The 24,947-nt window shown below is 71.2% G+C and carries 30 protein-coding genes; 10 read left to right on the top strand and 20 right to left on the bottom strand.

The genetic code is table 11. The features are described 5' to 3' along the window. Positions 1–20 precede the first annotated feature (20 nt). Together ACX9MN_RS21080 and ACX9MN_RS21075 are read left to right on the top strand one after the other, a co-directional pair. Complete coding sequence (locus ACX9MN_RS21080) at positions 21–344, top strand: hypothetical protein (RefSeq protein WP_012322287.1); 324 nt, start codon at positions 21–23, stop codon at positions 342–344. Positions 345–432: 88 nt separating this feature from the next. Next, the gene (locus ACX9MN_RS21075) at positions 433–570 is read left to right on the top strand and encodes a hypothetical protein (protein ID WP_020090654.1); all 138 of its coding nucleotides are present in this window, start codon (positions 433–435) and stop codon (positions 568–570) included. Here the strand turns inward: ACX9MN_RS21075 and ACX9MN_RS21070 are convergent, their stop codons facing one another. After that, positions 571–813, bottom strand: a complete 243-nt coding sequence (locus tag ACX9MN_RS21070; protein ID WP_020090653.1) for a hypothetical protein — start codon at positions 811–813, stop codon at positions 571–573. 168 nt (positions 814–981) lie between these two features. Between ACX9MN_RS21070 and flaF the strand changes: the two genes are divergently transcribed. After that, positions 982–1,353, top strand: a complete 372-nt coding sequence (flaF, locus tag ACX9MN_RS21065) for a flagellar biosynthesis regulator FlaF (protein ID WP_091679159.1) — start codon at positions 982–984, stop codon at positions 1,351–1,353. 13 nt (positions 1,354–1,366) lie between these two features. Here flaF and ACX9MN_RS21060 read toward each other — a convergent pair whose 3' ends face one another. Next, positions 1,367–1,780, bottom strand: a complete 414-nt coding sequence (locus ACX9MN_RS21060; protein ID WP_056531717.1) for a flagellar biosynthesis repressor FlbT — start codon at positions 1,778–1,780, stop codon at positions 1,367–1,369. A gap of 150 nt (positions 1,781–1,930) precedes the next feature. Between ACX9MN_RS21060 and xylB the strand changes: the two genes are divergently transcribed. Next, on the top strand, positions 1,931–2,707 hold the full coding sequence (gene xylB, locus ACX9MN_RS21055; RefSeq protein ID WP_489725329.1) for a D-xylose 1-dehydrogenase: 777 nt from the start codon (positions 1,931–1,933) through the stop codon (positions 2,705–2,707). Between the two features lie 87 nt (positions 2,708–2,794). Here the strand turns inward: xylB and ACX9MN_RS21050 are convergent, their stop codons facing one another. The 5 genes from ACX9MN_RS21050 to ACX9MN_RS21030 all read right to left on the bottom strand — a co-directional run bounded on the left by ACX9MN_RS21050 (position 2,795) and on the right by ACX9MN_RS21030 (position 7,078). Continuing rightward, on the bottom strand, positions 2,795–3,025 hold the full coding sequence (locus tag ACX9MN_RS21050) for a hypothetical protein (RefSeq protein ID WP_020090649.1): 231 nt from the start codon (positions 3,023–3,025) through the stop codon (positions 2,795–2,797). A gap of 216 nt (positions 3,026–3,241) precedes the next feature. Beyond that, positions 3,242–3,493 carry a molybdopterin converting factor subunit 1 gene (gene moaD, locus ACX9MN_RS21045; RefSeq protein WP_091925415.1) on the bottom strand — a complete coding sequence of 84 codons (252 nt, stop codon included), beginning with the start codon at positions 3,491–3,493 and terminating at the stop codon, positions 3,242–3,244. Between the two features lie 54 nt (positions 3,494–3,547). Then, positions 3,548–4,147 carry a CDP-diacylglycerol--glycerol-3-phosphate 3-phosphatidyltransferase gene (gene pgsA / locus ACX9MN_RS21040; RefSeq protein ID WP_020090647.1) on the bottom strand — a complete coding sequence of 200 codons (600 nt, stop codon included), beginning with the start codon at positions 4,145–4,147 and terminating at the stop codon, positions 3,548–3,550. Positions 4,148–4,220: 73 nt separating this feature from the next. Beyond that, a complete protein-coding gene (gene uvrC, locus ACX9MN_RS21035; protein WP_489725328.1) occupies positions 4,221–6,287 on the bottom strand; it encodes an excinuclease ABC subunit UvrC in 2,067 nt (688 codons plus the stop codon). Between the two features lie 74 nt (positions 6,288–6,361). Then, on the bottom strand, positions 6,362–7,078 hold the full coding sequence (locus ACX9MN_RS21030; protein ID WP_020090645.1) for a protein phosphatase CheZ: 717 nt from the start codon (positions 7,076–7,078) through the stop codon (positions 6,362–6,364). Positions 7,079–7,350: 272 nt separating this feature from the next. On the opposite strand from ACX9MN_RS21030, the gene ACX9MN_RS21025 reads away from it, so the two are divergent. Next, positions 7,351–8,175 (top strand): L,D-transpeptidase, encoded by an 825-nt coding sequence (locus ACX9MN_RS21025; protein ID WP_489725327.1) that lies wholly within the window; start codon positions 7,351–7,353, stop codon positions 8,173–8,175. Between the two features lie 100 nt (positions 8,176–8,275). Here ACX9MN_RS21025 and ACX9MN_RS21020 read toward each other — a convergent pair whose 3' ends face one another. From ACX9MN_RS21020 to pgeF, 3 genes are all read right to left on the bottom strand, one after another. Then, the gene (locus ACX9MN_RS21020; RefSeq protein ID WP_091679149.1) at positions 8,276–9,037 is read right to left on the bottom strand and encodes a DUF2076 domain-containing protein; all 762 of its coding nucleotides are present in this window, start codon (positions 9,035–9,037) and stop codon (positions 8,276–8,278) included. 197 nt (positions 9,038–9,234) lie between these two features. Continuing rightward, complete coding sequence (locus tag ACX9MN_RS21015; protein WP_103984927.1) at positions 9,235–10,074, bottom strand: outer membrane protein; 840 nt, start codon at positions 10,072–10,074, stop codon at positions 9,235–9,237. Between the two features lie 267 nt (positions 10,075–10,341). Further along, complete coding sequence (gene pgeF, locus ACX9MN_RS21010; RefSeq protein WP_489726341.1) at positions 10,342–11,109, bottom strand: peptidoglycan editing factor PgeF; 768 nt, start codon at positions 11,107–11,109, stop codon at positions 10,342–10,344. 144 nt (positions 11,110–11,253) lie between these two features. Here pgeF and ACX9MN_RS21005 point away from each other — a divergent pair, with 144 nt between their 5' ends. Next, positions 11,254–11,445, top strand: coding sequence for a hypothetical protein (locus tag ACX9MN_RS21005; protein WP_012322302.1), 192 nt, complete (start codon positions 11,254–11,256; stop codon positions 11,443–11,445). 41 nt (positions 11,446–11,486) lie between these two features. On the opposite strand, the gene ACX9MN_RS21000 is transcribed toward ACX9MN_RS21005, so the two are convergent. From ACX9MN_RS21000 to rpsF, 10 genes are all read right to left on the bottom strand, one after another. After that, positions 11,487–12,557, bottom strand: a complete 1,071-nt coding sequence (locus ACX9MN_RS21000; RefSeq protein WP_489725326.1) for a class I SAM-dependent methyltransferase — start codon at positions 12,555–12,557, stop codon at positions 11,487–11,489. Next, a complete protein-coding gene (lgt, locus tag ACX9MN_RS20995) occupies positions 12,554–13,456 on the bottom strand; it encodes a prolipoprotein diacylglyceryl transferase (RefSeq protein WP_020090639.1) in 903 nt (300 codons plus the stop codon). Before lgt ends, ACX9MN_RS21000 begins: the two co-directional genes overlap by 4 nt. An 82-nt stretch (positions 13,457–13,538) precedes the next feature. Further along, complete coding sequence (locus ACX9MN_RS20990) at positions 13,539–14,453, bottom strand: VOC family protein (RefSeq protein ID WP_489725325.1); 915 nt, start codon at positions 14,451–14,453, stop codon at positions 13,539–13,541. After that, on the bottom strand, positions 14,450–15,352 hold the full coding sequence (locus ACX9MN_RS20985) for an SMP-30/gluconolactonase/LRE family protein (RefSeq protein ID WP_091977744.1): 903 nt from the start codon (positions 15,350–15,352) through the stop codon (positions 14,450–14,452). The genes ACX9MN_RS20990 and ACX9MN_RS20985 overlap by 4 nt, the downstream gene beginning before the upstream one ends. A 10-nt stretch (positions 15,353–15,362) precedes the next feature. Further along, positions 15,363–15,812, bottom strand: coding sequence for a cupin domain-containing protein (locus ACX9MN_RS20980; RefSeq protein ID WP_020090636.1), 450 nt, complete (start codon positions 15,810–15,812; stop codon positions 15,363–15,365). Between the two features lie 226 nt (positions 15,813–16,038). Continuing rightward, complete coding sequence (locus ACX9MN_RS20975; protein ID WP_020090635.1) at positions 16,039–17,526, bottom strand: replicative DNA helicase; 1,488 nt, start codon at positions 17,524–17,526, stop codon at positions 16,039–16,041. Positions 17,527–17,838: 312 nt separating this feature from the next. Next, the gene (gene rplI, locus ACX9MN_RS20970; RefSeq protein WP_020090634.1) at positions 17,839–18,411 is read right to left on the bottom strand and encodes a 50S ribosomal protein L9; all 573 of its coding nucleotides are present in this window, start codon (positions 18,409–18,411) and stop codon (positions 17,839–17,841) included. A 41-nt stretch (positions 18,412–18,452) separates the two neighbouring features. After that, positions 18,453–19,502 (bottom strand): DUF2232 domain-containing protein, encoded by a 1,050-nt coding sequence (locus ACX9MN_RS20965; protein ID WP_020090633.1) that lies wholly within the window; start codon positions 19,500–19,502, stop codon positions 18,453–18,455. Positions 19,503–19,630: 128 nt separating this feature from the next. Further along, positions 19,631–19,882: a 30S ribosomal protein S18 gene (rpsR, locus tag ACX9MN_RS20960; RefSeq protein ID WP_007561044.1), complete on the bottom strand. Its 252-nt coding sequence runs from the start codon at positions 19,880–19,882 to the stop codon at positions 19,631–19,633. A 3-nt stretch (positions 19,883–19,885) separates the two neighbouring features. Beyond that, positions 19,886–20,347, bottom strand: a complete 462-nt coding sequence (gene rpsF, locus ACX9MN_RS20955) for a 30S ribosomal protein S6 (RefSeq protein WP_020090632.1) — start codon at positions 20,345–20,347, stop codon at positions 19,886–19,888. Positions 20,348–20,854: 507 nt separating this feature from the next. Between rpsF and hpnA the strand changes: the two genes are divergently transcribed. The 4 genes from hpnA to hpnE are packed head-to-tail and all read left to right on the top strand — an operon-like array spanning position 20,855 to position 24,925. Then, entirely contained in the window at positions 20,855–21,883 is a 1,029-nt protein-coding gene (gene hpnA, locus ACX9MN_RS20950; RefSeq protein ID WP_489725324.1) for a hopanoid-associated sugar epimerase, read from the top strand. After that, the gene (gene hpnC / locus ACX9MN_RS20945; protein ID WP_489725323.1) at positions 21,880–22,776 is read left to right on the top strand and encodes a squalene synthase HpnC; all 897 of its coding nucleotides are present in this window, start codon (positions 21,880–21,882) and stop codon (positions 22,774–22,776) included. The genes hpnA and hpnC overlap by 4 nt, the downstream gene beginning before the upstream one ends. Further along, positions 22,773–23,624, top strand: a complete 852-nt coding sequence (gene hpnD, locus ACX9MN_RS20940) for a presqualene diphosphate synthase HpnD (protein WP_020090629.1) — start codon at positions 22,773–22,775, stop codon at positions 23,622–23,624. Before hpnC ends, hpnD begins: the two co-directional genes overlap by 4 nt. Continuing rightward, the gene (gene hpnE, locus ACX9MN_RS20935; RefSeq protein ID WP_489725322.1) at positions 23,624–24,925 is read left to right on the top strand and encodes a hydroxysqualene dehydroxylase HpnE; all 1,302 of its coding nucleotides are present in this window, start codon (positions 23,624–23,626) and stop codon (positions 24,923–24,925) included. Before hpnD ends, hpnE begins: the two co-directional genes overlap by 1 nt. Positions 24,926–24,947: the final 22 nt, after the last annotated feature.

Genomic DNA, 24,947 nt, shown 5'->3' with positions numbered 1-24,947 from the left:
AACCGTGTGTGAGTGTTCCCGTGAGTGCCAAGTCGGTCACTCTGACCCGCTGCCTCGCCAGCCTCCTGGCAGGCCTCGCCCTGACTTCCGCCGCGTCGGCCCTGCCGTCCTGCATCGAAGCCCAGCGCAAGGTCGACGAGGCGAACGCCCTGCGCTTCCAGGCGCGTCAGGAAGCCCGCCTGGGCAACCATGACCGCGTCTGCGACACGCTCGACGAGGTGGGCGACCGCTACGACGATGCCCGCGACGCGTTCGAGCGATGCGGAGAGGGCGTCGTGGCCATCGACCTCCGCAGCGAGCTGCGGGGTCTGCGGATCGCCAAGAAAATCAACCGCTGCGACTGACCGGGTGCGCGATCGCACCTCGGCCGTCCCGTTCCTGAAGCATCACCCCGATACGCGCGACGCTGGTCGCCGAGAAGGTTCTGCGCCGATGACCCCCGCCACGCTCTCGAACGACATCGAGCCCACCGTCACCCGCACCGGTCCGTCCTTCGCGGCCGCCCTGTGCGGTTTCGTCAGCACCACCGTCGCCACGACGATGCTGCTCATGCTGATCGGCACGTTCTGATTATGGTGCGACCGACCAGAATCTCTGGCGGTTGAACAGCATCTCCTGGGAGCCGATCTTCGGGGTCGGCTCCGTCCTCCGGCCGCAATCGGGTTCGGCCGGTTTCGTGACCGCCGCCAGGGTCGCCGGCGCTACCGGCACAAGGCCCAGTCGGGACTGCACTTCGGGTTGCCGTGCCGCCGCGATGGTCAGCACGCAGGCGATCAGGCCGCCGGCAACAGTTCCGAGAACGAAATTCAACATCGGGGTTGGGGTCCGGGGGCCGGTTCCTTTCGGCCGCACAGCGTCGTCGATAACCAACCCGGCGGCATCATGGCGGATGCGGCGCTCACGCGCTTTTAACTCCTGATCTGCGACAGCTACGCGCTAGCTTGCCTCAGTGGCAGGCCCGACGACGGGGCTGGACCGCCGATGAACTACGCCGCCAACGCCTACGCCAAGACCTCCCACAGCGCGCTGTCGCCCCGCGAAGCCGAATCCGCCGTGCTGCTCAAGGCAGCGCAGAAGCTGATCGGCGCCAGCCAGGGGCTCACCAGCGGCGACGCCGGGCGCATCAACGAGGCCCTGTCGTTCAACCAGCGGGTCTGGACGCTGCTGACCTCCGAGGCGACGTCCGCGGAGAACCCGCTCCCCGCCGACGTGAAGCAGGGCGTCGGACGCCTGGGCGTGTTCGTGCTCCAGAGCTGCATCGACACGATGATCGCTCCCACGCCAGAGAAGATCGCCACGCTGGTGTCGATCAACAATCACATCGCCGCCGGCCTGCAGGGCAATCCCGGCTGAGGCCGCGTGCCGGTCAGCGAGCCGCCGCGGCGTCCGGCACCTCGGCCGGCGATTCGGCGCCGGCCGCCTCCCACTCGACGAGCTTGCGGCTCAGCTTGAGCGACCGGTAATACTCGCCGGCCTCGACGGCCTGGGCGATCGCGGCGATCTGCCCGGCGGCGGCCGGCGCGAGTCCCAGCAAGTCCGTGGCCTGCCGGAAGAACAGGTCGATGCCCTGCGTCGGGTCGTCGGCGAGGTAGATGACCGTCAGCGTCAGGTGGAGACGCTTACAGGCCGTGTCGGCCTCGCTCTCCGTGATGATCTCGCTCTCGCGCAGGAACTTGCACTGCGTCTCGATCAGGAAGGTCGAGCGACGGTCGCCGTTGCGGAGCAGCGCGCCGTTGATGATCAGCCGCTCGAACGGCTTGAGTTCCAGGCGCAGGGGCATCGGGTGTTCCTTTCTAGAAGACCCGGCGATCTCATTCGCGAACCGTTAACGTTTCGCGAATGTCGGACGGCCGCGCCGCCGTTGCCGCGGGTGGCCATCGTGATAAACTCGGACAAATTCCGGCCGGGCGAGCCACGTCGAGGAGGATCGATGACGGCGACGGGCGATCAGCGCGCGCGGTATCCCAGCCTCGCCGGCAAGCGCGTCCTCGTGACCGGCGGTGCCTCGGGCATCGGCGAGGGGCTGGTGGAGGCCTTCGTCGGGCAGGGCGCCCGCGTCCTGTTCTGCGATATCGCGGACGACGCGGCCCGCGCCGTGGTGGCGCGCCTCGCGCCCGGCGCCGCGCACGCCCCGCTCTACCGGCGCTGCGACCTGACCGATATCGAGGCGGTCCGCGCGCTGGTGGCCGAGGCCGACACGACCCTCGGCGGGCTCGACATCCTGATCAACAATGCCGGCAACGACGACCGCCACGCTCTCGCGGACGTGACGCCCGCCTACTGGGACGACCGGATGGCGGTGAACCTGCGCCACCTGTTCTTCGCGGCCCAGGCGGCGGTCCCACCCATGCGCCGCGCCGGCGGTGGCGTGATCCTCAATTTCGGATCGATCAGCTGGCATCTCGGGCTGACGGAGATGCCGCTCTACCAGACCGCCAAGGCGGCGATCGAGGGCATGACCCGGGCGCTCGCCCGCGACCTCGGCCGCGACAACATCCGGGTGGCGGCGATCGTGCCGGGCAACGTTCAGACGCCCCGCCAGGAGCGATGGTACTCGCCGGAGGGCGAGGCGGAGATCGTCGCCGCGCAGTGCCTGGACGGTCGGATCCAGCCGGCCGACGTCGCCGCGCTGGTCCTGTTCCTGGCCTCGGACGATGCCCGGATGTGTACGGCCCACGCGTACTTCATCGACGCGGGCTGGCGCTAGGACCGGCGCCGGGCAACCAAGCGGCCGGGCAAAGGATCGGCCGGGCGGAGGCGTCGACGGCGCTCCGGCCCGGCCCGCTTCCCTGCCTCAGTCGCAGGTCTCCTTCTTGACGGTCTTCGAGTCGCCCATGTCGTTCTCCTTGCGCACCGTCTTGGTGACGCAGCCGTCGCCGTGGTCGTGAACGGTCACGGACTTCGACTCGGAGGCCGGGCGGTCGACGACGACGGCCGGGCGGTCGCGCTCGATCACCGTGGTCTGGGCCTGCGCGGCGGCGCCGAGGCTCAACAGGGCGGCGGTCGCGAGCAAGGTCATGCGCATGCTGAAACTCCAATACCGATCTCGGTAGCGGATAACGGCAATGCCAGCTTGGGCGTTCCGCGGCGTGTCGCGTCCTGAGGCGGGCCGAACCCGTAGAGAACTTGGCTCGGCCCGCGCGCCGTTCGGCATGAGGTGCAGCCGGAGCGACGGCGCCAATGACCGCGGAAGCCGACCCGAAGCAACCCCGGCGAACTACGTGCGCGGCGCGGCCGGGTCTCAGCCGCCGGTCATCGGCGGGAAGAAGGCGATCTCGCGGGCCCCCGCGATCGGCGCGTCCGACTTGGCGTGGGCCCGGTCGATCGCGGCACGGACGACGCCGGGATCCTCGAAGGCGTAGGCGTATTCCTCGCCCCGGCCCCGGAGCCAACCGACGAGATCGGCGACGGTGGCGACCTCCGGCGGCGGCGCCAGCTCCTCCTCGGAGCGGCCGATCCGCTCGCGGACCCAGGCGAAATAGACGAGCTTCATCGCATCACCGTACCGGAGACAGGGCAGGGACCGCGCGTCCCGGAGACGGATCCCTCAGCGCGGATCGTCGATGACGTGCTTGATCCCGGCCCGCATGTAGTCCCACCCGGTCCAGAGCGTGAGCGCGGCGGCGAGCCACAGGAGCGTCAGGCCGATCGGCTCGGTTCCCGGGAGCACCGTCTCGCCCGCCGGACCGGCCACCAGGAAGCCGAGGGCCAGGAGCTGCACGGTGGTCTTCCACTTCGCGATCCGGCTGACCGGCACGCCGACCTTCAGCTCCGCCAGATACTCGCGCAGGCCGGAGACCAGCACCTCGCGGCACAGGATCACGATGGCCGCCCAGATATTCGAGCCGACGATGGTGTGGTCCGCCGCCAGCATCAGCAGGCACGCCGAGACCAGGAGCTTGTCGGCGATCGGATCGAGCATCCGGCCGAGCGCCGAGCTCTGGTGGTAGGTGCGGGCGACGTACCCGTCGAGGTAGTCGGTGATCGCGGCCGCGACGAACACCCCCAGCGCCGTCCACCGCGCCGTGTGGGATTCGGGCCAGAACAGCAGCGCGACCATCACCGGCACGGCAACGAGGCGCCCGTAGGTCAGGCAATTCGCGAGCGTCCAGGCCGGCGACCGTCGTCGGGGAAGGACGGCGTTCATCGGAGGGGTGAAATCAGAGCGGGGCCCGGGCGTCAACGCCTCAGACTCCGCCGCGGCCATCGCGGCCGGGTTCTCAGGCGCCGGCATGAAAGAAGTCGTAGACCGCCCGCGCGGTGGCGGCGTTCACGCCCGGGGTCTTGGCCAGATCCTCGAAGGCGGCGCGCTCGATCGCCTTCACGGTCCCGAAGTGGTGCAGCAGCGCGCGCTTGCGGCTCGGACCGATCCCGGCGATCTCGTCCAACGGATTCTTCACCATCTCACGCTTCCGCTTGGCCCGATGGCTGCCGATGGCGAAGCGGTGCGCCTCGTCGCGGAGCCGCTGCACGAAGTAGAGCGTCGGGTCGCGCGGCGGAAGCTTGAAGGGTGGCCGGCCGGGCACGAAAAACGTCTCCCGGCCCGCATCCCGGTCGCGGCCCTTGGCGACGCCGACGAGCGGCACGCCCGCCACGCCGACCTCCTCCAGCGCCGCCCGCGCGGCGTCGAGCTGGCCCTTGCCGCCGTCGATCAGCACGAGGTCCGGCCAGGCCGGGAACGCCTCGCTCTCCTCCGCCGGGGCTGGCACCGGCTCCGGCACGCCGCCCTCGGCGGCGGCCACGGCCGCCTCGCGCTCCGTGCGCGGCGCCTCCTTCACGAGCCGCTTGAAGCGCCGCTGCAGCACCTCGCGCATCATGCCGTAATCGTCCCCGGGGGTCAGGTCCTCGGACTTGATGTTGAACGTGCGGTAATGCGCCTTCATGAAGCCCGTCGGGCCGGCGACGATCATGCCGCCGACCGCGTTCGTGCCCATGATGTGCGAGTTGTCGTAGACCTCGATCCGCCGGGGCGCCCCGTCGAGGCCGAAGGCCTGGCCGAGGGCGGCGAGCAGCTTGCCCTGGGAGGCCGTGTCGGCGAGGCGCCGCGCCAGTGCCTCCTTGGCGTTGCGCTGGGCGTAGTCGACGAGGTTCTTCCGCTCGCCGCGGCTCGGCCTGTGAATCTCGACGCGGTACTCCACCCGGCTCGACAGGGCCGCCGCGACCAGCTCCGCGTCCTCGATCGCGTGGCTCGTCAGCACGGTCCGGGGGGCGGGCTTGTCGTCGTAGAACTGGCCGATGAACGAGCCCAGCACCTCGTCGGGCGTCATCGTCCGGTCGGCCTTCGGGAAATAGGCGCGGTTGCCCCAGTTCTGGAAGTTCCGGAAGAAGAACACCTCGATGCAGAACTGGCCGGCCTGCTCGTCCAGCGCGAACACGTCCGCCTCCTCGACGCCCTGGGTGTTGACCCCCTGCACGCCCTGGATCGCCGACAGGGCGGCGATGCGATCGCGGAACCGGGCGGCGCGCTCGAACTCCATCGCCTCGGACGCCTCCTGCATCTCGGCGCGCATCCGGTCCTTCACGGCGTTCGACTTGCCGGCGAGGAACGCCCGGGCGGAATCCGCCATGGCCGCGTAGTCGTTCGCGGCGATCTCACCGGTGCAGGGGCCGGAGCAGCGCTTGATCTGGTAGAGTAGGCAGGGCCGGGTGCGGTTCTCGTAGTAGCTGTCGGTGCAGGTGCGCAGCAGGAAGGCGCGCTGCAGGGCGTTCACCGTCCGGTTCACCGCCCACACGCTGGCGAACGGGCCGTAATAATTGCCCTTCCGGCGCCGGGCGCCCCGGTGCTTGACGATCTGCGGGGCGGGGCCGTCGTCGGTGACCAGGATGTAGGGGAACGACTTGTCGTCCCGCATCAGCACGTTGAAGCGGGGCTTCAGCTGCTTGATCAGGTTGGCCTCGAGGAGGAGCGCCTCGGTCTCGGTCGCCGTGGTGACGAACTCCATCGCCGCCGTCTGCGAGATCATCCGGGCGATGCGGTTCGAGTGCGCCTGGCCCCGCGCGTAGGAGCCGACCCGCGCCTTCAGGTTCTTGGCCTTGCCGACGTAGAGGACGTCGCCGCGATGGTCGAACATCCGGTAGACGCCGGGCGAGGACGGCAGTGTCGACCAGAACCGGCGGATCACCTCGGTTCCGGCCTGGACGGCGCCCGGCTCGAAGTCGAAATCGATCTCCGGCGCCTCCGTCTCGGGGAGGCCGGCTTCCGGCTCGTCGGCGGTCTCGTCCCGCTCGGCGTCGCGGCCGTCGTCGAAGGTGTCGGGGGGCAGGTCTGAGAGGGCTCTGCGGCTCATACCGCAGATCTAAGCGTTCCGGACCGCCAGGGGGACCGGGGCGGCGACAAAAATCGCGCGCCCGGTCGGCTCGATCAGTCGAACAGCGAGTCGATGTCGCTCTGGTCGACGTGGCCGATGTCGTGGTCGAGCTTGGGCCCGTTGAGCAGCGAGCTCTCGTCGTCCAGGGACGTCGGCACCGGCATGACGGTGATGAGCTCCTTGAAGCTGTCGAGTTCCGACCACGTGGCGATGAGCCGGTCGAGATGCTCCTCGATGAACTTCATCACGCTGACGATCTTGGTGATCCGCTGGCCGGTCAGGTCCTGGAAGTTGCAGGCCTCGTAGGCGGTGATCACGCGCTCGAGGATCACGTCGACGTGCTGCTTCGTGCCGGGCGGCAGCGTCGCGGCGTTGAGCATGCCGGCGTGGCTTTCGATCTCCTCGATCGCGCCGAGGAGCTGCGTGGTGGCGCGCTCCGTCGAGTCGACCACCGCGTCGAGCTCGTCGGCCGCCCGGCGCATGCCCTTGCCGGTGTTCTCGGTCCGGTGCAGCGTCGCCAGCTCCGACTTGGTGCGGGTGATCGCCTCCTTCATCACGTCGAGCTCGGTGCGCATCGCCAGCGCCTCGTGCAGCTCGCGGCGGCACGACTCGATGGTCTCGCTCGCGCTCATCTGCGTGACGCGGCGCAAGTCCTGGATGGCGTTGAAGATCTCCTCCAGGCGCTCGCTCGAGGCGGACGCCCCGGGTCCGGGAGGGGGAGCCGCGGGAAGCCCGAGACTGTCTTCGATGCGATAGCGCTTCTGGGTCATCGTCCGGGCGTGAGCGTTCGGGTTCCGTCGCCGCGACTGTCTACCATAACGGTTAGCGGACTGTGACTGCCGAGCTTCTTACCGCCGGCTCCCTGCGCCCGGGGACCCAGGGCCTCGTCGGGGCTTAACCGCCGATTCACGCTGGTCGCGACGGGCCGGGGACGGGCCGGGCCGCCCCGGCGATTCACCACGTTCGTTCACCGGATTCGGTAAAATTCGACGGGATCGTTCGCGGGCCGGGAGCACGGGCACCGGCTCGGGAGCATGCGACGATGCGGCGTTCAGTCCGTCTGGGAATGGGTGTGGCCGCGGCCGCGTTCGTGCTGTACGGCCCCGCCCGGGCGCAGCAGGCGCGCTACGCCGAGGGCGGCTACGGCGGCGGGCTGATCGAGTATCTCGTCACCGGCAGCGCCGGCGGCGCGCCTGGGCGCGGCTGGCCGCAGCGCGCGGCGCCGCAGCAGCGCGTCGCGGCCTATTCCGGCGAGCTGGTGCCGGTCGAGCCGGAGCCGGCGCAAGGTTACGGGCAGGCGTACGGGCAGGCTTACGGCCAGCCCTATGGCCAGGCCTCCGGCGCCCCTCAGCCCTACGGTGCGCCGCCCGCGGCCGCCTACGGTGCGCCCCAGGGAGATCCGGGCCGGATCGGCCGCGCGGTCTCGCCGGAGTACCAGCGCCAGGAAGTGGCCTTCACGGGGCGGCAGAAGCCCGGAACGATCGTGATCGACACCGCCGGAAAGCATCTCTACCTGGTGCAGGCCGGGCAGCGCGCCCTGCGCTACGGGATCGGCGTCGGCCGCCCCGGTTTCGCCTGGAGCGGGCTGAAGACGGTCAGCCGTAAGGCGGAGTGGCCGGACTGGACGCCGCCGGCCGAGATGCTGGCCCGCCGTCCCGACCTGCCGCGCCACATGGCCGGCGGCCCGGAGAACCCGCTGGGCGCCCGCGCCCTCTACCTGGGTTCGTCGCTCTACCGGATCCACGGGACGAACGAGCCCAACACGATCGGGCAGTCGGTCTCGTCGGGGTGCATCCGCATGATGAACGACGACGTCATCGATCTCTACGAGCGCGTGCCGGTGGGGACGCGGGTCGAGGTCCTCTGAGCGGCCGACGCGGCCCCGGTCGCGGATCGGACCTTCCGGATACGAGAAAGGCCCGGCCGCGCCTGACGCGACCGGGCCTTCCGCTGCGTCTCAGGGACGATCAGGTCCAGTCGCTGTCGTCGCCGCCGCCGAGGTCGCCGCCGAAATCACCGCCCGGATCACTGTAGCCGGCGTCCTGGAAGCTGCCCATGTCGCCGCCGCTGTTGTCGAGGGCCGAGCCGAGATCTTGGTTGCCGCCGCCATCGCCGTAGTAGTTGTTGACGACGGTCTCGCCCCCGCCGCCGAGACCGGCGGCCGCGGCGCTGCCGAGGCTCGAATGGCCGCCCGCGAAGGCGTTCGACAGGGCGCTGCCGAGGAGCATGCCGCCCGCAGCGCCGGCCGCCATGGGCAGGGCCGTCGCCATGAAGCCGCCGCCGCGCGCCGGGGCCTGGGGCTGGCCGCCCCACGGACCGCCCTGCTGCTGCGGGTAGCCGCCCTGCTGCGGGTAACCCTGCTGCGGGTAACCCTGCGGCGGGCCGCCCTGATTGCCCCAGGGCTGGCCGCCCGGACGCGGCTGCCCGTAGCCGGGCTGGGGCTCCTGGCGCTGCTGGCTGCCGCCGCCGAAGATGCTCGACAGGAAGCCGCCACCCCCGGAGGACTGGGCCGGGGCCGCCTGGCTGCGGGCCTGCTCCAGCTGCTGGTTCAGGCTCTTGATCGCCTCTTCCTGCACGTAGATCAGCTGCGCCATCGCGTAGGGCGCGTAGGGCTGCGCGCGGAGCTTGTCGGCGATGAAGCGCTCCGCCTCCGCGTCGCGAGGCTGGGTCTGCGCCTGCTCCAGCCGCTGGAAGATTCCCGAAATGACGTCGCGTTCTTCGCTGTTCATGGAGTCGTCCTCCTCGAATCTCACCCGCGGGCCCGAACGCGCCGCATGGCAGCTAGGACATGGGTGCGCGGCGACGCTTTGTCAGGGGGATTGCGAAAACTTCATCCGCCTATCCCGAAACGCGAGAAGCCCGACCTGCCGGCCGGGCTTCCTGCATGCCGAGTGTGGGGCGCGGCCGCGGCCGCGCCGACGCGATCCTAGAACGTGCCGAACTTGTAGTTCAGGCCGGCGCGGACGACGGCGAACTGGTCGTCGCGGCGGCCGACGCCGCTGTAGACGACCGGGAAGTTGTTGGCGGCGTTGATGACGAACGCGCCCTGGTTGCGGGTGCCGCGGTCGAGGTTGACGTACAGGCCTTCGACCTTGAGCGTCACGGCCGAGGAGCGGAAGAAGTTCAGGAACGAGTCGGTGGGCAGGGCGTACTCGATGCCGCCGCCGGCGGCCCAGCCGGTGCGGAAGCTGTCGTTGCCGGCGAAGCCACCGAAGGAGCGGTCGGCGCTGCCCGAGCCGTAGGCGAAGCCGCCGGTGCCGTACACGAGGGTGCGGTCGAAGGCGTAGCCGAGGCGGCCGCGGACGGTGCCGAAGAAGTCGAGGCTGGAGAGGCCGCGCGGGTCGGTGACGTAGTAGCCGGGGGCCAGCGCGCCGGAGATGAAGGCGTTGTTCCGGCTGCGGCCGAAGTCGAGGTACTGGGCGTCGGCCTCGAAGCCGATCACGACACCGGAGCCCGGGGTAAACTGGTAGTTGTAGCCGATCTGGCCACCGCCGGAGAAGCCGTCCTGGCTGCGGTTGCGGAAGGAGGCGACGGTGCCGGGGGCGGCGTAGGGGAAGGGGACGGCGAAGGTGTTGCCGGTGTTGCGGTCGCTGGCGTCGAAGGCGTAGCCGGCGTTGATACCGAAGTAGGCGCCGGTCCAGGTGAAGACCGGGACGGGGGTGAACACCGGCGGCGGGGCGGCGCGGCGCGGAAGGTCGGCGGCGAAGGCCGAACCCGCGAAGGCGACGCCCGCGAGGGCCGTGGTCACACGGAGCATGGATTTCATGATCTGGTCCTCACTGGTGGTCCGCGCCGTCCCACGGGCGGACGGTTGCGGAACCGGATCTGGCTGCGTTCCAGCGGTTCCAGGGTTGCTTTGCGCTCCGCGGTGTCGCCGACCGCTCTCGCGGCCCCTTGTGGCAACCCGCCGTTTTCCCCGGCACCTTGACCCCTAAACGCGGTCGAATGGCCAAGGTTCATTTAAGGCTACGCTTTTTTTCGGGCCGAGGATCGACAAAGTGTCGCAGCCCCTTTCCGAGGCCGCACTGGCTCGTTAGGGCACCAGCGTGATCGCGGAGATCAGGCGGCCGTAATCCGCCTCGCCGCGATGCGTGGTCCGCCGGTAGCTGTAGAACCGCTCCGGATCGGCGTAAGTGCAGAGATTGAGTGCGGTGGCCTCGCCGATCTCGGCCTCGCCGAGCCGGGCCAGGATGAAGCCCGGAAGATCGAACTGGGCGTGTCTCGGCCGCGTGCCGGGGCCGAGGAAGCGCTCCATGCCGGGGGCATCGCTCCCGAAGCGCGCGACGAAGTCCGGACCGACCTCGTAGGAGGCCTGACCGATCGTCGGTCCCAGGACGGCGACGATGCGGCTGCGCCGCGCCCCGAGCGCCTCCATCGCCGACACGGTCGCGCCGATCACGCCGGTGAGCGCGCCCTTCCAGCCGGCATGGGCGGCGCCGACGACGCCGTTCTCGGGATCCGCGAACAGGATCGGCCCGCAATCCGCGGTGGCGATGCCGAGCGCCAGGCCCGGGACCCGCGTCACCATGGCGTCGGCCTTCGGCCGCTCCGCCGCGAAGGGGGCCTCGACCGTGACCACGTCGGCCGAGTGGACCTGATACAGGCTCACGAGCCGGTCCCGCGGCAGGCCGAGCTGCGCGCACATCCGCGCCCGGTTCTCGGCGACGCGCTCCGGCGCGTCCTGGGAGCCGAGGCCGCCATTGAGCGACGCGTACAGGCCCTCGGAGACCCCGCCGACGCGGGTGAAGAAGGCGTGGCGCACGCCCGCATGGGCGGAGAGTTCCGGCGCCTCGATGAACATGCCTGCGGTCACGGTCGGCCTCGCGCTTGCCCCTGTCGCGCCCCGATAGCGCAAGGGCGGACCCTTGACGATGTCGTTCAACCGTCAGATTCTTGCTGCATTGCAGTACGGAGCCGATCCGGCCCCGCCTTGAGAAGGATCGCGATGTCACGAGGGATCGAGACCGACGCCCTGCCCGAGACGCCCGAGGCCGAAGAGCCCCGGATTCCGAGCGCGCCTGCCCACCCCGTCACGGGAGAGCCCGCCGCCTTCGACCCGACCGACCTCAACCCGCCCGCGCCGCCGACTCCGCGGCCCGCCAGCCAGACCGATTCCGGCTTCGGCTCCTTCGGCTGAGAGTAGCCGACCCGTACGGGGCCGCGCATCGTCCCGGCGGCTCAGAGCCCCGGAAATCCCGGGAGCGGCCCGACGGACGGGCCGCTCACCGCCAGCACCTTGAACAGGCTTCCCATCCCGCCCCGGCCCGGATCGGTCAGGCGCGCGGCCGCCGCGTCGATCGCGGCGGCCTGCGCGGGGCTCGCCCGTGCCTTCAGACGCTCGGCACGGGCCCCGAGTCCGAGGGCGGCCAGGAAGTCGCCCTGATCGACGGGGCCGTGGATCGCGGCGCCCTCGGCCCGCGCCGCCTGGGCGAGGGCGGCGAAATCGACGTGATGCGTCAGATCCGCCTCGCCGGGCTCCGCCAGCGGGTCGGCGAAGCGATGTCCCGCCAGCGCCTGGAGGGTGTCGCCGAAGCCCGGACGCACATGGCCGTAATCGATGGCCAGCAGGGCGCCGCCTTCGGAACACAGCCGCCGCGCCAGCGCGCGTATCAGCGCGAGGCCGGCCGCCGGCACGCTCATCAGCGCGCCGTCCGGGCCGTCCGCCGCGAGGCCCGGGACCGGCTCCGGCGACAGGCCGAAAGCGAGGCCGCCCGCCGGATCGAGACCGACCTGCCGCTCGTGCCAGCCCGACGGCCGGCGCTCGAACTGGCGCACCGGCAGGCAGTCGAAGAACTCGTTGGCCAGGATGATCGCCGGCCCCTCGGGCAGCGTGTCGACGCTGTCGTGCCACGCGGCACCGGTCCCGGCGAGGGCGCGCGCCTGCGCGGCCCGCAGCACCGGGCTCGTCTCGACGAGGTGCGGTGCCACGCGCACCCCCGGGAGCGCTGCCCGCAGCGCGCGCAGCGCGTCCGCCATCAGCGTGCCGCGGCCGGGCCCCAGCTCCACCAGGAGGAGCGGATCCGGCGACCCGATCGGGCCGCGGACGTAGGCTGTCCAGGCACCGAGCAGTTCTCCGAACATCTGGCTGATCTCGGGCGCGGTGGTGAAGTCGCCCTGGGCGCCCAGGGGATCGCGGGTGCGGTAGTAGCCGTGGACCGGGTGGCCGAGGCAGAGGGCCATGTAGCGGTCGACGCCGATCGGCCCGTTCTGCCGGATCAGCGCCGCGATCTCGGTTCCGAGGGGGGTCACGCCTCGACGGCCGCCTTGCGGGCGGCCTCGGCGGCCGGCGCTTCCACCGGATGGCGGGGCCGTGTCCGGCCGGTCGCGGCCAGCACGATGTAGGTCAGGCCGACGATCATCATCGGCACGCACAGCAGCATGCCCATGGTCACGCCGCCGCCCATCGGACCGAGATGGTCGCCGAACAGGAAGCCGAGCTGGCGATCCGGCTCGCGGAAGAACTCGCAGAAGGTCCGGGCCAGCGCGTAGCCGAGGACGAAGATGCCGCCGAGGAGCCCGGGCTTGCGGAAGCCGAACCGGCGGACGCTGACCGCCATCACGATGAACAGCAGCAGGCCCTCGGTGGCGGCCTCGTAGAGCTGGCTCGGGTGGCGCGGCAGCGGGCCGCCGCTCGGGAACACGATCGCGTAAGGGAAGTCCGGCGCCGCGCGGCCCCAGAGCTCGCCGTTCACGAAATTGGCGATCCGGCCGAAGAACAGGCCGATCGGCACCACCACGGCGCCGATATCGAGGAGCGTGTAGGCGTTGAGACCTTTCCCGCGGGCAAACAGCACGAAGGCCAGGATGGCCCCGATGAAGCCGCCGTGGAACGACATGCCGCCATTGCGGATCGCCAGGATCTCCCACGGATCGGCGATGTACATCGGCAGATTGTAGAACAGCACGTAGCCGATCCGCCCGCCGAGCACGACGCCGAGCGCCACCCAGACGACGAGGTCGTCGATGTCGACGACCTGCGGGCGCTTCACCACGCCCCAGAGGCTGTCGGCCATGACGAGGCGGCGCGCGTAATACCAGCCGCCGATCAGGCCGGCGATGTAGGCGAGCGCGTACCATTTGATCGTGATCGGCCCGATCGCGATCGCCACCGGATCGATGGCCGGAAAGGGCAGGGCGAGGAGCGGCATCTAACTCACCTCCGGGGCGGCCGGATTGGACGCCGGAGGGGCGACGCGTCAAGCCCGGGCGCACGCTCCCGGAACGGAGGCCTCAGCCGCGCACGAACAAGAAGCCGTGTCCGTCCGGGCCGGCGCAGTAGGCTGCCGCGCCGTCGGCGGAGGTCCGCGGCGTTCGCCCGCTCTCGCGCAGGCGCCGCGACAGGGCCCGCGGATCCGCTGCGGTGAACAGGTAGCGGGTGGCGGCCCGGTCGGCGGGCTCGACGACGAGCCGCCGCTCTGTCGCGGGCGTGCGGTAATGCAGGAGCTCCACGTGCGGCGCGGGGTCCGGCGGCGCCAGGGCGATCACGTCGACCTGCGGATCGTCGACGCCGTCGAGGCGCGCCTGCTCCGGCCCGCGGTTCAGGCCACGCTCCGACACCGCCAGCCCGAGGGGGCCGGTCAGGAAGGCCAGGGTGGCGTCGAGGTCGGTGACGGTGATCGCCGAGTGATCGATCCCCAGGAACAGGCCCGGCGCGTCGCGCCAGCGGGCGGCCGCGGGGCCGTCGGGGAAGAAGATCAGCTCCAGGGGATGCCCGTCGGGGTCGCGGAACTTGTAGGCGGTCACGCCCCCCGTGGAGGCCGGCAGGCGCTGCGGCCCGCCACGGCTGATCGGCGTCGGGGCGAGCCGCGCCAGCCGCGCGGCCGCGGCTTCCATGTCGCGGACCGGGATCGCGAGGTGCTGGAAGAACGGGTCGGTCGCCGCGGGATCGGTTGGGTAGGGCGCGCCGGGCGGATCGACCGCCAGGAAGGTCACGGTCTGCCCCCCGAGACGCATGCGCAGCTGGGTGGCGCGCCGGTCCGCGAGCCCCATCGCCTCCGCCTGCGCGGCGGGAACCGGCTCCGGCGGGGCGGCCCGCGCGAAGCCGAGCCCGTCCCGGTAGAAGGCCTCCGTGACGGCGAGGTCCGCGACCGTGCGGCCGAACCCCGCGAGGGCCCGCACGCCGCCCTCGGGAGCGGTGCCGCTCACAGGAGCGGCGCTCCCCGCACGTTCACGTAGATCGCGTAGAGCGCCTGCGAGGCGCACAGGAACAGGCGGCTGTCGTTGCGTCCGCCGAAGGTGAGGTTGGCGACCGTTGCGGGCACGAAAATCTTGCCGACCAGCTCGCCGCCGGGGTCGATGCAGTGGACCCCGTCCCCGGCGCTCGACCAGACATTGCCGTGCTCGTCGCACCGGATGCCGTCGGCGTTGCCCGGCGCGATCCGGCAGAACACGTCGCCGCCCGACAGGCTGCCGTCCTCGGCCACGTCGAAGACGCGCACGTGCTGGAGCGGATCGGTGTCGAACTGCAGCCCGGTCTCGACGATGTAGAGCCTGCGCTCGTCGGGCGAGAAGCAGAGCCCGTTCGGCCCCTGGAAGTCGTCGGCCACCACCCGCAGCGAGCCGTCGCGCGGATCGAAGCGGTAGACGGCGGCGGGCAGCTCGGATTCCTGCTTGCCGCCCTCGTAGTCGGTCTGGATGCCGTAGGGCGGGTCCGAGAACCAGATCGTCCCGTCCGACTTGCAGACGATGTCGTTGGGCGAGTTCAGGCGTCGCCCCCGGTAGTGCTCGACCAGGCCGGTGACCCGCCCGTCGAGCTCGGTCCGATGGATGCGCCGGCCGCGGTGCGAGCAGGACAGCATCCGCCCCTGGCGGTCGCGGGCGTGGCCGTTCTCGAAGTCGCTCGCCTCGCGGTAGACGCTCAGGCCGGCGGATTCCGACCAGCGCATCACCCGGTTGTTGGGGAGGTCCGAGAACAGGAGCTCGTCGCGGTCGCCGAACCAGACCGGGCCCTCGGTCCAGCGGAACCCGTCCGCGAGCTTCTGCAGCGGCGCGTTCGGCAGGATGTAGGCCTTGAAGCGCGGCTGCGTGAGTTCGAAGCCGTCCATGGAGCCGCCCCTACTTGAAGCGACCGGGCTGATTGACGGTCGGCTCGACCTGCAGCCCGGTCACGATCATCGTGCAGGGCTCGTCGCCCACCGTCCCGGACAGGTGGCCCTTCCGGCCGTCGCGCGCCTTCGTGTTCTGGTCCTCGCCCATCATCAGCTCGCCCGGGCCCATCTCGACCCGGTGGCCGTCCATCGTCTCGACGAACCAGCGGCCCGACAGGACGGCGATCCATTGCGGCCGCGGATTCTCGTGCCACTCGCCGACCCAGCCGACCGGCAGGACCGTGAAGGTCACGACCGACGGCGCCGGGTCCATCTTGTCGTTCCACTGCGGCGCGGTCTCGGGGTTGATCCCCTCGAACTTGAACCGCTCGAGGTGGAACAGCTCCTGGCGGCTCACACCCTCCGCATCGGTGTAGACGTGCCAGTACGGCATCTTCGGAGGGGTCGGCTCGCTCATCGTCGCTCCTGCCGCGGCGGGACACACCCTCCCACAACGGCCGGGCTTGGCGATGGTTCGCGGCTCCCGACGAAGGCCAGAACGACCGGGACATCGCTCCGAGTCCCGGTCAGCAAAGCTCCTCACCGTCCTTGCGAGCGCAGCGAAGCAACCCAGCCGGCGCCACACTCGGCGATCGCGCGCCGGCCCGGCTCGCCTCGCCGCGCTCGCGATGACGACGCGACGCTCACATCTGCTCGGGGATCCGGTCCGTCTGCGCGAGGTTCGAGAACCGGGTGATGTTCGCGTCGAACTGCAGCTCCACGGTGCCGGTGGGGCCGTGACGCTGCTTGCCGAGGATCACCTCGGCCTTGCCGTGGACGCGCTGCATCTCGGCCTCCCAGGCGAAGAACTCCTCGGTCCCTTCGCGGGGCTTCTTGTTCCCGACGTAGTACTCCTCGCGGAACACGAACATGACGACGTCGGCGTCCTGCTCGATCGATCCCGATTCGCGCAGGTCGGCGAGCTGCGGGCGCTTGTCGTCGCGGTTCTCCACCTGACGGGAGAGCTGCGACAGGCCGATGATCGGCACCGCCAGCTCCTTGGCGAGCGCCTTCATGCCCGTCGTGATCTCGGTCATCTCCTGCACGCGGTTGTCGCTGCGCTTGCCCGAGCCCGAGAGGAGCTGGAGGTAGTCGACGATCAGCAGGTCGAGGCCCTTCTGGCGCTTCAGGCGCCGGGCCCGGGCGGCGAGCTGGGCGATCGAGATGCCGCCGCTCTGGTCGATGTAGAACGGGATCGTCTGCATGTCCCGGGCCGCGTCGGTGATCTTGTAGAAATCCTCGGGCCTGATGTCGCCGCGGCGGATCTTGTAGGAGGGCACGCCCGACTGCTCGGCGATGATGCGGGTCGCGAGCTGCTCGGCCGACATTTCCAGCGAGAAGAAGCCCACGATGCCGCCGTTCACGGTCCGGGTCGTTCCGTCCGGCTGCTTCTCGCCGCGGTAGGCCTTGGCGATGTTGAAGGCGATGTTGGTCACCAGCGAGGTCTTGCCCATGGCCGGGCGGCCCGCGAGGATGATCAGATCGGAGGGCTGCAGGCCGCCCATCTTGGCGTCGAGGTCGGACAGACCCGTGGCGATGCCCGAGAGCTTGCCGTCGCGCTGGTAGGCCTTGGCGGCCATGTCGACCGCGGCGGTCAGCGCGTCCGAGAATTTCTGGAAGCCGCCGTCGTAGCGTCCGGCCTCCGCCAGCTCGTAGAGCCGGCGCTCGGTCTCCTCGATCTGGTCCCTGGGCGCCTGCTCCACCGGCGCCTCGTAGGCGCCGTTCACCAGATCCTCGCCGATGGTGATCAGCCGGCGACGGATGGCGAGGTCGTAGATCGTGCGGCCGTACTCGCCGGCGTTGATCACCGTCGTCGCGTCGGCGGCGAGGCGCGCGAGGTACTGCATCACCGTCTGGCCGCCGAAATCGGCGTCGCCCAGATAGGTCTTCATGGTGATGGGCGTGGCGAGCTTGCCGGCCTTGATCAGGGAGGCCGCCACCGTGAAGATCTGCTGGTGGGCATCCTCCATGAAGTGCTCGGCCAGCAGGAAGTCCGACACCCGGTAATAGGCGTCGTTGTTCACCAGGATCGCGCCCAGCAGCGCCTGCTCCGCGTCGATGTTGTGCGGGGCGACGCGGTACTCGGCCTGGACCGCTTCGAGCTTGGCCGTGAGCGCATTGGGCAAGGCCATCGGCGGACGACTCCGTATCAGGCGCCGCGGCGGGCGCGCCAGGATCACACCGCACGACCTTGGCGCCGGTATGGTTACCGAAGCCTAGCCGACGGCCGTTTCTCCCGGGCCGGGGCGCGGAAAAGCGGACGCCCGCCGACTCTCGCGAGGGGCGGGCGTCCATGCTGGAACAAAACTGGAACGTGTCAAGTCTCGGGGACCATCATCCCCAGTGTTCACCGGTATACACGGCGGGGTCGGCCTCGCTGCCCGGCCACGCCGCCGCAGGCCCGACCGGCCGGTTGGCCGGCCGGTCAAGCCTGCAAACGGGAATCAGCCGCGGTCGTCGGCGCCCTCGCCGGCATCGGCCAGCGCCTGACCGACCTCGAGGCCGAGGTCGTCGAGGTTGAACGCCTCGCGCTCGGTCACCGACTCGCCGCGGGCCTGACGCTCGGCCTCCTCGGGGCTGCGGGCGACGTTGACGGTGATCTCCACCTCGACCTCGGGGTGCAGCACCACCGGGACCGTGTGAAGGCCCAGCGTCTTGATCGGCTGGTTCAGGGTGAACTGACCGCGATCGACCGTGAAGCCCTCCTTCGCGACGACCTCGGCGAGGTCGCGGGTCGAGACCGAGCCGTAGAGGACGCCGGTCTCGCCGGACTGACGGATGAGGACGAAGCTCTGGCCGTTCAGCTTCTCGGCGACGACCTCGGCGTCCTTCTTGCGGTCGAGGTTGCGGGCCTCGAGCTGGGCGCGCTGGGCCTCGAAGTGCTTCTTGTTGGCTTCCGTCGCGCGCAGGGCCTTGCCGCGGGCGAGCAGGAAGTTGCGGGCGAAGCCCGGACGGACATTCACGGTCTCGCCCATCTGGCCCAGCTTGGCCACGCGCTCGAGCAGGATCACTTCCATGGTCTTTCTCCTTCAGGTGTTCGGCCACGCGGGCCGGGGTCTCACGGCGCCGGATCGCCCTTGGGGCGTCGGCGGTCGAGGGCTGTGTCGGCGAGGCCGAACAGGGTCAGGGCGACCAGGGCGATGCCCTGGGTCACGAACAGGATCAGGTACATTCCGAACAGCATGAGCCCGCGCCCCGGCCGGCCGCGGGAGCGGTCGTGGAAGGCGGCGAGCCCCTGGAGGGCGAAGGCGGCGCTGAACGCGCCGAGCAGCGCGACCCCGAACACGCCGACATAGCCGGGCGCGAAGCACATCCCGACGGCCGCCGCGACCGCCACGAGCGTGCTGCGCGGCATGGCGGTCGAGGGGATGTCGGGCCAGGGCCGCGGCAGGCGGCCGGAGATCTTCACGATCCGGGCCGACGCCCAGAGGTAGAAGGCCAGCAGCAGGGCGAGGCCGTTCGCCGCGAAGGCGGGCACGACGCGGGCGAGGGCGTCCGCCACCTCGGCCCGCGTGACGTCCGCCGGGTCGGCGTCGGCCTGCGGGGCCGGACCGGGCGTCGCCGCCCCGTCCTTGCCGCCCGCCTCGCCGCCGGTCGAGGGCGCGTCGGCGCGCGGGGCATCTGCGCGCGGGGTCTCGGGGGACGGGCGGGCGGAGGGCAGCCGCGTCTGGACCAGGGTCTGGGCGAGCCCGCGCAGCTGCGCGTCGAAGGCGGCGTGGTTCGGCGACGACAGGACCGCGATGGCGATGAAGGCGAGGGCGGCCGTGGCGGCAATCCAGCCGAGCAGGCGGCCGGTCGGGTACCATTCGAGGCCGGCGGGCGTCTCGCGCCCGAGGAGCGCGAGGTAGGCGAGCCACCAGGCGGGCAGGGCGATGTAAGCCGCGAAGGCCAGTCCCAGGAAGGGCGCGATCACCAGGACCAGCGCGAGGCTGCCGGCGGCGGCCGCGGCGAGCGCGGCCTTGTGGCTCCAGCCCAGGCCGACGATCAGGATCGGAAGCGGCGCCACGAGGTAGAGCAGGATCGCGAGCGGCGTCGCCTTCAGCAGCACCCCGAACAGGAGTGCGGAGACGAGGCCCGCGCCGATACCGATGCCGATGTGCTGTGCCATGAATTCCGCTGTCCCGCTGCCGGTACGGCAGGGTTAGAGGCGGCTACGCGCCCCAACGATCGGGCGGCGCGAGCCGCCCTCTGGGAGGGCCGGCCCGGGCAGATGCCGGGCCGGCGGGTTCTGATGGCCTACTTGATCACGTAGGGCAGCAGGCCGAGGAAGCGGGCGCGCTTGATCGCCTGGGCGAGCTCGCGCTGCTTCTTGGCCGAGACCGCGGTGATCCGCGACGGCACGATCTTGCCGCGCTCGGACACGTAGCGGGACAGGAGCTTGACGTCCTTGTAGTCGATCTTCGGCGCGTTCGCGCCGGAGAACGGGCAGGTCTTGCGACGACGGAAGAAGGGACGGCGTCCGCCGCCCGCACCAGCACCGAATGCCATGGGTTAGCCCTCCCCGCCGAAGCTGCGCTCGCCGCGGTCACCGCGATCGCCGCGGTCACCACGGTCGCCGCCGAAGCCGCCACCGCCGAAGCCCTCGTCATCGCGACGACGGCCGCGCTCGCGATCCTTGCGGTCGTCGCGGTCGCGCTTCTGCATCATGGCGGACGGCTCGGAATCGAGCTCCTCGACCCGGATGGTCATGAAGCGCAGCACGTCCTCGGAGATCTGCATCTGGCGCTCCATCTCGGCGATGGCGGCCGGCGGGGCGTCGATGTTGAGGAGGGCGAAGTGCGCCTTGCGGTTCTTCTTGATCCGGTAGGCGAGGGACTTCACGCCCCACATCTCGATCTTCTCGAGACGGCCACCGTTCTGCTCGATCACACCCTTGTAGGTGTCGATCATCGTCTCGACCTGCTGGGACGTCACGTCCTGGCGGGCCAAGAGCACATGCTCGTAGAGAGGCATTGTCGGGCCTTTCATCGTCAAAAGGAGCCCGGCCGCCGGAAGGCGGCTGATTCGGGCCGGTTCATCTCGCGCTACGCTCGGCGCCAAGCCCTTCGAGCCGATTTTCAGGCCCGAGCGGTTGATCGAAGGCGGAGACACCGGACGACGGGATCTGGGAGAGCCCTGTGCCGCGAGCGGCACCGTCCGTTCAGCCCCCGGCCGGAGCGAACGCGAGGGGCGGCGCATAGTCGGTTTTTCGCGACCTGGCAAGGTTGCGTCGTGGGTCGCGGCGTAGGCCGCGGGCCCGAACTCCCCGCGGCCGCGGGGATCGGGCCGCGCGTCCCGTGCCGGGCCCTGCCGGGACGGCCCCGCCTGTTGTGCGTAACACGCCCACGGGCGCGTGCCGCGCCGCGGCGCGACCCTGTCCGGCACCGCTCAAGCTTGCCGCTCGGGCGGTTCGATGACACAAGCGCGGCGCGGCTGGGGATCCCCGGCCGCACTGGTTTTCGGTAATCCTCCAGATCCGCGATGGCAGAGGCCCCAGCTTCCGGCCCGTCCGAGGTCGGTCCCGTGCTGATCACCGGCGCGAGCGGCTTCCTCGGCTCAGCCCTGGTCGACGTGTTCCGCCGGGCCGGCTTCCCGGTGCGCATCCTCGTGCGCGCGTCGAGCCCCCGCCGCAACCTCACCTGGACCGACGTGGAGATCGCCGAGGGCGACATGCGCGACCCGGCCGCCGTGGCGGCGGCGATGCGCGGCCAGCGCTACCTGATCCACGCCGCGGCCGATTACCGGCTCTGGGCGCCGGACATGGAGGAGATCGTCCGCACCAACCGCGACGGCACGCGCCTGATGATGCGCGCGGCGCTCGAGGCCGGCGTGGAGCGTGTCGTCTACACGTCGAGCGTCGCGACGATCAAACCGCCGGCCGACGGCGTCACGCCCTCCGACGAGACCATGCCGCTGACGCCCGAGACCGCGATCGGCGCCTACAAGCGCAGCAAGGTCGTGGCCGAGCGGGTGGTCGAGGAGATGGTCGCCCGGGACGGCCTGCGGGCGGTGATCGTCAACCCGTCGACGCCGATCGGTCCCCGCGACGTCAAGCCGACGCCGACCGGCCGGATCATCCAGGAGGCGGCGCTCGGCAAGATGCCGGCCTTCGTCGATACCGGGCTCAACCTCGCCCACGTGGACGACGTGGCCCAGGGACACCTCCTGGCGCTGCGCAAGGGCCGCATCGGCGAGCGCTACATCCTCGGCGGCGAGGACGTGTTCCTCTCGCAGATGCTCGCCGACATCGCCGGCATGGTCGGGCGCAAGCCGCCGACCGTGAATCTGCCCCGGGCCGCCGTCTATCCGGTGGCGTTCTTCGCGCAGCTCGCCGCGCGGGTCACCGGCAAGCAGCCCTTCGCGACGATCGACGGGATCCGCATGTCGCGCTACCGGATGTTCTTCTCGGACAGGAAGGCGCGCGCCGAACTCGGCTACACGGCCCGGCCGTACCGCGAGGGCCTGTCGGACGCGATCACGTGGTTCCGGGAGGCGGGCTACCTCGCATGAGCACCCTCGATTCCGCCACCGCGACGCGCTCCGGCAAGGGGCACCGCGACGAGAACTTCCCCGTCGCCTCGCACCTGATCCATCCCCGCCACCGGGGCGCGATCCTGGCGTTCTACAACTTCGTCCGCGCCGGCGACGACGTGGCCGATCACGCCGCCCTGTCGCCCGAGCGCAAGATCGAGCTGCTCGATCGCCTCGCCGACGCGCTCACCGGCGCCGGGCCGTCCGATCCCGAGGCCGAGCCGCTGAAGCGCGAGCTCGCGGCCCGCGGCCTGCCGCCCCGGCACGCCCTGGAACTCCTCGACGCGTTCCGCATGGACGCGCGCAAGAACCGCTACGCGGACTGGGACGAGCTGATCCACTACTGCCGCTACTCGGCGATGCCGGTGGGCCGCTACGTCCTCGACGTGCACGGCGAAGACCCGGCCCGGGTCTACCGGGCGTCCGACGCCATCTGCGCGGCGCTCCAGGTGATCAACCACCTCCAGGATTGCGGCAAGGACTTCGCGGCGCTCGACCGGGTCTACCTCCCACAGGATTGCCTCGACCGCCACGGTGCCACCGTGGGGATGCTCGGGGAGGAGAAGGCGCCGCCGCAGCTCCGGGCCGCGATCCGCGAGCTGGCGCAGCGCTGCCTCGACCTCCTCGACGAGGGCGCGGTCCTGCCGGACCTGATCGACGACCTGCGCCTGTCTCTGGAGATCGCCGCCATCCACCGGCTCGCCGTCGTGCTGAGCCGGGGCCTGCTGGAGCGCGACCCGCTCTCGGAGAAAGTCCATCACGGCAAGGCCGCCTTCGCGCTGACGGCGCTGGGCGGCGTCGCCGCCACCCTGGCGCGCCGGCCCTTCCGCGGCCGGACCGTCCGGGCCGCGGCTCAGGGAATCCGTTCGTGACCGCCACCGCCACGCCCGCCCAGGACCACGCGAGCGCCGCCCCGGCGCTGCCCGCCGCCGGCTCCTCCTTCTACACGGCGATGCGCCTGCTGCCGAAGGAGCGGCGGGAGGCGATGTACGCCGTCTACGCCTTCTGCCGCGCCGTCGACGACGTCGCCGACGACGGCGGCACCCGGGCCGTCCGGCAGGTCGAGCTCGACCGCTGGCGGGCCGATATCGACGCGCTCTACGCCGGCCGCCCGGCCCCGCGGGTGCGCGACCTCGTGGAGCCCGTGCGCCGATTCGGCCTGAAGCGCGAGGATTTCCAGGCGGTCATCGACGGCATGGCGATGGACGCCGTCGAGGACATCGTCGCCCCCGACGCCGAGACCCTCGACCTCTACTGCGACCGGGTCGCCAGCGCGGTCGGCCGGCTGTCGGTGCGGATCTTCGGCATGCCGGAGGCGGACGGCATCCGGCTGGCGTGGCACCAGGGCCGCGCGCTCCAGCTCACCAACATCCTGCGCGACATCGACGAGGATGCCGAGCGCGGCCGCCTCTACCTGCCGCGCGAGAAGCTCCGGGCGATCGGCCTCACCGACCCGACACCGGCAGAGGCGATCGGCCACCCCCGCATCGGCGAGGTCTGCATCTCCCTCGCCCGCGAGGCCGAGGACCATTACCAGGCGACCTGGGAGATCATCCGGCGCAGCCCCCGCAAGGCGACCAAGGCCGCCCGGCTGATGGCCGCCGCCTATCACCTCTACCTCAAGGCGGTGCTCGCGCGCGGCTGGGCGATGCCCCGCGCCCGGGTGAAGCCCGGCAAGCTCGCGCTGCTGGGCGTCGTCGTCCGGCACGGCCTGATCTGATGGGCACCGTCCACGTCGTCGGCGCCGGCCTCGCCGGCCTCGCCGCTTCCGTCGCGCTCGCCGAATCCGGCGCCCGGGTGGTCCTGCACGAGGCCGCCAAGCAGGCCGGCGGCCGCTGCCGCTCGTACTACGACCCGGCCCTCGGCCTGACCATCGACAACGGCAACCACCTGCTCCTGTCCGGCAACGCCGATTCCCTCGGGTTCCTCCGGACGATCGGCGCGCCGGCCGACGCCCTGGTGGGGCCGGACGTGGCGGAGTTCGACTTCGCCGACCTGAAGACCGGCGAGCGCTGGCGGCTGCGGCCCAACGCCGGGCGGCTGCCCTGGTGGGTGATGAGCCCGGCCCGCCGCGTCCCCGGCACCCGGGCGCGGGACTACCTCGCGCCCCTCGGGATCCTGCGCGCGGCCTCCGGCAAGGCGGAGGGCGCGGGCGGCACGATCGGCGCCCACATGGCCTGCGAGGGCACGCTCTACCGGCGCCTCTGGCACCCGGTGCTGCTCGCGGCCCTCAACACCGAGCCCCGCGACAGCGACGTCGGGCTGGCGGCGCGGATCCTGCGCGAGACCCTGGGGGCGGGCGGCAAGGCCTGCCGCCCGCTCGTGGCCGTCGAAGGGCTGTCCTACGCCTTCGTGGATCCGGCGATCCGCTACCTCACGGGCCGCGGCTGCGAGATCCGCCTCGGCCGTCGCCTGCGCGGCCTCGACCTCGCGGACGGCCGCGTCGGGCAGCTCGTGTTCTCCGACGGTGCCGAGACCCTCGGTCCGGAGGACGGCGTCGTGCTGGCGCTGCCGCCGTGGGTCGCCCGGGAGGTGTTGCCCGGTCTCCTCGCACCGGTGGAATTCCGCTCTATCGTGAACGCGCATTTCGCGCTGGTGCCGAAGCCCGGCAGCCCGCTCGTCCTCGGCGTGGTCAACAGCCTCACGGAGTGGCTTTTCGCCTATCCCGACCGGTATTCGGTCACGATCAGCGGTGCCGACCGGCTCCTCGACGTGCCCCGCGAAGACCTCGCGCGGCAGATCTGGGCCGAGATCGCACAGTTGTGCAACCTTGCACCCGACCTGCCCAGCTGGCAGATCGTAAAGGAGAAGCGTGCGACCTTTGCGGCGACGCCGGCGGAAGCCGCGCGGCGCCCCAAGGCCGAAACCGCCTACGACAATCTCGTCCTGGCAGGCGATTGGACCGCCACCGGCCTGCCGTCGACGATCGAGGGAGCGATCCGCTCTGGCCAGACGGCCGCACGTTCCTTGCGTGCGGGATCTGCCGCGCGTGCTGGAACCCAGGTGCGCGGCGCAGCTTGAGGCATGGCGTCCGCCGCGAGGC

It is taken from the genome of Methylobacterium sp. 1A, assembly GCF_058072805.1.
The sequence above is the reverse complement of the archived record's forward strand: the minus strand, read 5'-3'. Positions and strand labels throughout refer to the sequence as shown.

What these genes read in the sequence shown, in the direction of transcription:
- pgeF (WP_489726341.1), bottom strand. Translation starts at nt 11,109, where the DNA reads ATGTTCATCGAGGCGCCGGAACTCTCCGCCCATGCGGGCGTGCGCCAC.
- moaD (WP_091925415.1), bottom strand. Translation starts at nt 3,493, where the DNA reads ATGAAGCTCGTCTATTTCGCCTGGGTCCGCGAGCGGATCGGCCGCTCC.
- ACX9MN_RS20985 (WP_091977744.1), bottom strand. Translation starts at nt 15,352, where the DNA reads ATGGACGGCTTCGAACTCACGCAGCCGCGCTTCAAGGCCTACATCCTG.
- pgsA (WP_020090647.1), bottom strand. Translation starts at nt 4,147, where the DNA reads ATGAACGCCGTCCTTCCCCGACGACGGTCGCCGGCCTGGACGCTCGCG.
- ACX9MN_RS21020 (WP_091679149.1), bottom strand. Translation starts at nt 9,037, where the DNA reads ATGAACAGCGAAGAACGCGACGTCATTTCGGGAATCTTCCAGCGGCTG.
- xylB (WP_489725329.1), top strand. Translation starts at nt 1,931, where the DNA reads ATGACGGCGACGGGCGATCAGCGCGCGCGGTATCCCAGCCTCGCCGGC.
- hpnC (WP_489725323.1), top strand. Translation starts at nt 21,880, where the DNA reads ATGAGCACCCTCGATTCCGCCACCGCGACGCGCTCCGGCAAGGGGCAC.
- rpsR (WP_007561044.1), bottom strand. Translation starts at nt 19,882, where the DNA reads ATGGCATTCGGTGCTGGTGCGGGCGGCGGACGCCGTCCCTTCTTCCGT.
- ACX9MN_RS20965 (WP_020090633.1), bottom strand. Translation starts at nt 19,502, where the DNA reads ATGGCACAGCACATCGGCATCGGTATCGGCGCGGGCCTCGTCTCCGCA.
- ACX9MN_RS21025 (WP_489725327.1), top strand. Translation starts at nt 7,351, where the DNA reads ATGCGGCGTTCAGTCCGTCTGGGAATGGGTGTGGCCGCGGCCGCGTTC.
- ACX9MN_RS21050 (WP_020090649.1), bottom strand. Translation starts at nt 3,025, where the DNA reads ATGCGCATGACCTTGCTCGCGACCGCCGCCCTGTTGAGCCTCGGCGCC.
- hpnA (WP_489725324.1), top strand. Translation starts at nt 20,855, where the DNA reads ATGGCAGAGGCCCCAGCTTCCGGCCCGTCCGAGGTCGGTCCCGTGCTG.
- rplI (WP_020090634.1), bottom strand. Translation starts at nt 18,411, where the DNA reads ATGGAAGTGATCCTGCTCGAGCGCGTGGCCAAGCTGGGCCAGATGGGC.
- ACX9MN_RS21005 (WP_012322302.1), top strand. Translation starts at nt 11,254, where the DNA reads ATGTCACGAGGGATCGAGACCGACGCCCTGCCCGAGACGCCCGAGGCC.
- ACX9MN_RS20980 (WP_020090636.1), bottom strand. Translation starts at nt 15,812, where the DNA reads ATGAGCGAGCCGACCCCTCCGAAGATGCCGTACTGGCACGTCTACACC.
- ACX9MN_RS20975 (WP_020090635.1), bottom strand. Translation starts at nt 17,526, where the DNA reads ATGGCCTTGCCCAATGCGCTCACGGCCAAGCTCGAAGCGGTCCAGGCC.
- ACX9MN_RS21070 (WP_020090653.1), bottom strand. Translation starts at nt 813, where the DNA reads ATGTTGAATTTCGTTCTCGGAACTGTTGCCGGCGGCCTGATCGCCTGC.
- flaF (WP_091679159.1), top strand. Translation starts at nt 982, where the DNA reads ATGAACTACGCCGCCAACGCCTACGCCAAGACCTCCCACAGCGCGCTG.
- uvrC (WP_489725328.1), bottom strand. Translation starts at nt 6,287, where the DNA reads ATGAGCCGCAGAGCCCTCTCAGACCTGCCCCCCGACACCTTCGACGAC.
- hpnE (WP_489725322.1), top strand. Translation starts at nt 23,624, where the DNA reads ATGGGCACCGTCCACGTCGTCGGCGCCGGCCTCGCCGGCCTCGCCGCT.
- ACX9MN_RS21015 (WP_103984927.1), bottom strand. Translation starts at nt 10,074, where the DNA reads ATGAAATCCATGCTCCGTGTGACCACGGCCCTCGCGGGCGTCGCCTTC.
- ACX9MN_RS21060 (WP_056531717.1), bottom strand. Translation starts at nt 1,780, where the DNA reads ATGCCCCTGCGCCTGGAACTCAAGCCGTTCGAGCGGCTGATCATCAAC.
- ACX9MN_RS21030 (WP_020090645.1), bottom strand. Translation starts at nt 7,078, where the DNA reads ATGACCCAGAAGCGCTATCGCATCGAAGACAGTCTCGGGCTTCCCGCG.
- lgt (WP_020090639.1), bottom strand. Translation starts at nt 13,456, where the DNA reads ATGCCGCTCCTCGCCCTGCCCTTTCCGGCCATCGATCCGGTGGCGATC.
- rpsF (WP_020090632.1), bottom strand. Translation starts at nt 20,347, where the DNA reads ATGCCTCTCTACGAGCATGTGCTCTTGGCCCGCCAGGACGTGACGTCC.
- ACX9MN_RS21075 (WP_020090654.1), top strand. Translation starts at nt 433, where the DNA reads ATGACCCCCGCCACGCTCTCGAACGACATCGAGCCCACCGTCACCCGC.